This window comes from Gemmatimonadota bacterium, assembly GCA_026705765.1.
Taxonomy (GTDB): Bacteria; Latescibacterota; UBA2968; order UBA2968; family UBA2968; genus VXRD01.
In genome coordinates, this window is the sequence record JAPPAB010000140.1 from 1 (window position 1) to 5,027 (window position 5,027).

The 5,027-nt window shown below is 53.4% G+C and carries 3 protein-coding genes; 1 reads left to right on the top strand and 2 read right to left on the bottom strand.

Annotated elements, in window-relative coordinates; translation table 11 throughout:
- On the bottom strand, nt 1-1,333 hold a 1,333-nt coding region (locus OXH16_18630), incomplete at its 3' end, for a GWxTD domain-containing protein (GenBank protein ID MCY3683419.1).
- A gap of 245 nt (nt 1,334-1,578) precedes the next feature.
- Here OXH16_18630 and OXH16_18635 point away from each other — a divergent pair.
- Entirely contained in the window at nt 1,579-2,898 is a 1,320-nt protein-coding gene (locus tag OXH16_18635; GenBank protein ID MCY3683420.1) for a hypothetical protein, read from the top strand.
- A 5-nt stretch (nt 2,899-2,903) separates the two neighbouring features.
- Here OXH16_18635 and glyS read toward each other — a convergent pair.
- On the bottom strand, nt 2,904-5,027 hold a 2,124-nt coding region (glyS, locus tag OXH16_18640; GenBank protein MCY3683421.1), incomplete at its 5' end, for a glycine--tRNA ligase subunit beta.

Here is a 5,027-nt window from a genome sequence, read left to right on the forward strand (position 1 = left end):
GAATATAGGTCCAGGTTTCCCAGGGCACGGTATCAATTTCACTGTCAATGGTAACGGGTGAAAAGCGGCCAAATTTCAAACGGACATTGAGTTGTCCCGTTTGCTCATCGAAGACGCTTTCGCTGGTGCCATCGCGTTCAAGTGGATTGCGTTCAAATGGATTGCCCTCAATAAAACTTATGTCGAGGCTGGTGCGAATGGGGAAAACGGGACCTGTGAAGGTGTAGGTGGCCACTTCGGGACCGTAGATGTCAACGGCCATCTGTGTACGCACGCGCTCTACTTCGGCGGTCTGGACAAAGTTGCGATCATTGGAGCGCGACCGGTAGTCGGGTTCGCCATATCGGATATAAACAGCCCCTCGCTCATCCCAGGGATAGACATTGGACGAAAAATAGGTGCGCGCATACCAGATGCGACGGTAGTGTTCAATGACGCGCTCGTTGAGTTTGGTGAGAATGTCTGGGTCGCGCCGTGCCCAGAATTGCTCGCGATATGCCTGTTGTTCGGGTCCCGGTGTGGCGGCGTGGTATTCCTGGAGTTCTGTATCTGAAGCAACATAGGCAATATCGGTGTAGTGTGCGCGTTCACCGCCTTCGGTGTTGGCGAGATAGCGCTCGAAGAGTTCGAGAGCTTTTTGCGCCTCGTCGTTGTAAAAATGACCCTGCGCAACAATGGGCAAGAGTGGAACGACATCGGGATGTGCCGTGAGATAGGGAGCAATATGTTCGAGAATTTTGTCAAATGCTTTGGCCTGTACGCAGGCTAAGCCGTAATAATAAAGGCCCTCGGGATTATCGGGTTCGAGTTCGACGTATTTCTGATAATACTGCATAGCTCTGGTGTGGTCTTCTTGAAATCGCTCATAGACTTCGCCGAGCAAGCGATAGGCCGGACCGTAGTTGGGGTCGAGTTTGGTCGCGCGCTTGGCTTCGCGAATAGCTCTGCGGAAATTGTAATAAGATTGCATTCCCCGCGTGGGTGCTTCGGCATATGTAAGGCCAAGCCCGACATAGGCTTCGACAAGGCTTTTGTCGAATTTTTTGGCTGTTTTGAAGGCGCCTTCGGCTTCTTTGTATTCTTTCCGTTTGAGATAGACATAACCCAGTTGGGAATACACATGGGCGTCTTCTGGAAAAAGTTCTAAAATGCGCTGGAGGGTCGCCATGGCCTCGTTGATTTCACCCGCTTGAATCTGGCGCTGGCCCAGGGCAAACATCGTATTTCGGTAGGTTGTGTCTTGTTGAGGTGCTTCATCTTCTTCGGCAAAAAGAGGTAGCGCGATGCAAGAGGCACAGCAGATAACCATCCAGAACCGCAATCCAATTTTCATGGTATTCTCCCGATGGTAGAGTCGGAGGACCAGATGTGTTTTAACATTTGTTAAAATATTGTAAGGCAATGTCTTTGTCAATAGGTTCCAATCAGTTAAACGTTATAAGTAAGACTATGTTGATAACGCCTGACCGATGGGGTGGTTCCGATTTTTGCGATTCTGCACTTGACGAAAAAAAACCAAGAGTCTTATGTTGAGAGAAAGGGCGAGAAGCGTATTTAAACCATTTGGGGGATGGTCTTATGCGGTATCGGTTTTGTTGGATTGTCGCGTTCTGGGGGCTGATTTTTGAAAGTGTTTCCGCAGATGCTATAGGAATTCCGTTGGACTTGTCTGCGATACTGGGCTCTGTAACGGTTGAGCAGGAGCAGAGGCAGCGCTATAATATACAGCCCCGCATACGCATTGGGGACGTGTCTGCGGCTTTTGATCTGGAGATTTTTTTGGATCATGAGGGGCGTATTCGGGACAGTGGCTGGGATTTTTCGAGCAGGCGAAGCGGTGTGGAGAGTTTGCTGCGTAAAATTCACTATGTGCGCTATGGAGATATCGATGATCGCAACCGGCGGCTTTCTGTACATGTCGGTGCTCTGGAATGGGTGACATTGGGCACGGGGCTGGTGATGCGCAATTATCGCAATACGCACGGTTCGCCAGGCATAAAACGCGCGGGTTTGGATATGAGAATTCGCCATATTTTTCGACGTTTGACGGTGCGTGCCCTGATCGGCAATTTGCTGGATTTAGAAGGCGGTGGACCGGTTTTTGGAGGGCGTGCCGAATTTCAACCCGTTCCGTTATTGGATATGGGGGTCACGGCAGTTGTGGATGCGGATCAACTCAGCGGCCTGCCCGATTCAATTCGCGCAGACCTGCCGCGCGATGCGTTTGCAGCCGCGAGTGTTGATGTGGGCTATCCGTTTATCGATAGGCGACATTTAAGGGCGAGGTTGTATGCGGCTGCTGGGCGAATTTTGGATGAGGATAGTGGCACGGGTCTCGCTTTGCCCGGTGTGATGGTCGATGTGGGACCGGCGCGATTACAGGCGGAGTATCGCTGGGTGAACGGTCGGTTTCAGGCCGGGCATTTTGACGCGCTTTACGATGTCAATCGCGCGATTGTCGATCCGCGTACAGGGGCTATTACTACGCGCGAAGCCACGTTGCAGTCTGCGTCGATGCAAGGGGTGTTTGGCAGTGCTCTTGTGAGATTTTACGGCATTTTTGTGGCGAGTGGGTCCTATCAACATTTGCGCGGAGATGTCGGCGACGCCCAAATTGTGGAAGGTCGTGCGGGTATGATACCAGAATTTTTGGAACAGATACCCAAAATAAAAAAAGTGACACGGGCAGAGGGGTATTTCGAGAAGCGCTTTCGGAACATTAGTCTGAAAAGCTTGTTCGATGGTACGCCCAATACGCGGTTTGGATATGTGGTCGCGCTGGAACCCGTAAAGAATACGGTGGTGATAATGGAGGCCGAATTTACTTATTTACCAGATGGCTCCGGCGGGTTTCGGCGCGAACGGATTTTGAATATTCAGACGAAGATACAGCTTTAAGTCGTTTAGAATCCCTCAAACTGACTCAGGTCTGCGATGCCGTCGGGTAAGGCGGCGATGTGCTGGGCAAGGGCGAGGCGCGATTGCTTGAGGTCGGGGTTATCGACCATGATGAGCACGTCTTCGAAGAAGCGGTTGATGGGGTCGCGCAATTCGGTCAGGACCTGGATCAGGGCGGTGAGTTTGTCGTCGGCTGTGTCCATTGTTTTGCGTGCGGCGAGATAGGCTTTGTACAGTGCGCTGGAGGCTTCTTCGTGGTCGGGGTTGAGGTCGTATTGTTCAGAGAGGTCGCGCACAATGCGTTTGCACCGCGCATGGGCATGGAGAATGTCGAGCCATTGATCGGAATGGATTTGTGCGGTAAATGCCCGGGCGATCCGCTGGATTTGATAGGGGTCGTCCAAATTTTCCGCAATCGCAGCGGAAATCGCGTCGTGGCGCAGGCCCTCGTCTCGAAGGACGACTTCGAGGCGGCGGATGATGTAGTCAAAGGCTTCGTCGAGGGCTTCTTTTTTCACCACAATGGGCAGGTGAACGGCGGCTGTGTTGAGGCCATGGCGCAGTGAAAAATGCATTTTGTGACCGAGGAGATTTGAAAGTAGTCCCAGGGTATCGCGTCTGAGACCATAAGGGTCGGCATTTGAGCGGGGTTTGATGCCTGCGCCAAAAAGACCGGCGAGGCTGTCGAGACGGTCGGCTATTGAGACGGCGAGGCCGGGTTGTGTTTGGGGCAGGGCGTCGCCCGGGAAGCGGGGGTGGTAATGGTCTTCAATGGCGTGTGCAACGGCTTTCGTTTCGCCGGAAGACAGGGCGTAGTAGCGGCCCATGATGCCTTGTAGGGAGGTCATTTCGACGACCATGCTGGTCGCCAGGTCGGCTTTGCACAATACGGCTGCGCGCAGAGCCGCTTTTTTATTTTCTCCACGGAGTTCAAGCGCATCAGATAAGTCGTTGACGAGTTTTTCAACGCGGCGGGTTTTGTCGCGCATAGAGCCGAGTTTTTCCTGGAAAGTGAGGGTGTCGAGGCGCGTGAGAAAGTCGCCGAGTTTTTTGGTTGTGTCGTCTTCGTAAAAGAATCTGGCATCGGCATATCGGGCGCGTATGACGTTTTCATTGCCTTTGATGACGAGGTCGGGGTCGTCGGGTGTTCCGTTGCATACGGTGATGAAGTTGGGTTTGAGGTCGCCTTTTTCGTCGAGCACCGGGAAATACCGCTGGTGTTTTTTCATGACGGCGATGAGCATTTCGCGGGGCAGGGAAAGGCGCGCGCTTTCAAAGGCGCCGCAAAGCGCGTGTGGGGCTTCGACGAGGTCGGTGACTTCGTCGAGGAGAGCGGGGTCGTCTGGCACGCTGCCGTCGATTTGTTGGGCTACTGTTTCGACTTGTTGTTTGATGGTTTCCCGCCGCTGATCGCGGTTGACTGCGATGCCGTGTTTTTGCATTTGTGCGCGATAGTCAGTAGCAGAAGCGATTTCGATTTCTGGCGAAGCATTGGGGCGCAGCCCGCGGCTCGTGCGTCCTGCTGTTGTGCGCGCATAGGTGAATGGGATGATTTGATCGCCAAAGAGGGCGACAATCCAGCGGAGGGGGCGCGGATATGCGATGCCTTCGGAATCCCAGCGCATGGTTTTGCCAAAGCTGAGTTTGGCGATGAGTTCGGGCAACATTTCAGAGAGGATTTCCTGGGTTTTGCGCCCGTAAATGGTGATGCCCGCCCAGACGTAGTCGTCGCGCTGTTCCACGTTTGATGGATCAATGCCCTGTCCGCGGGCAAATCCCTGAAGTGCCCGGGTGGGGTTGCCGTCATTGTCATAGGCGATGCGGATGGCTGGTCCGCGCGCTTGTCTGATTTCATCGGGTTGCTGTCCCTGCAGATTTTTGACGATGGCGTATTGCCTGCGCGGCGTGCCGCTGACTTCGATGCTGTCGTACGAGAGGTTTGCTTCGCCGAGGTGTTCGGGTAGCAATTTTTCGAGTTGTGCTATGGCGCTGACCACATCGGCAGGTGGCAGTTCTTCAGAGCCGATTTCGAGCAGGAGATCGGCGGTATCTAATTCAGGCAGGTCTTCGGTTTTGGGTATCAGTGGGGGGTCGTCCTTTAATGATTCTACAAGGGGATCTCCCTGGTC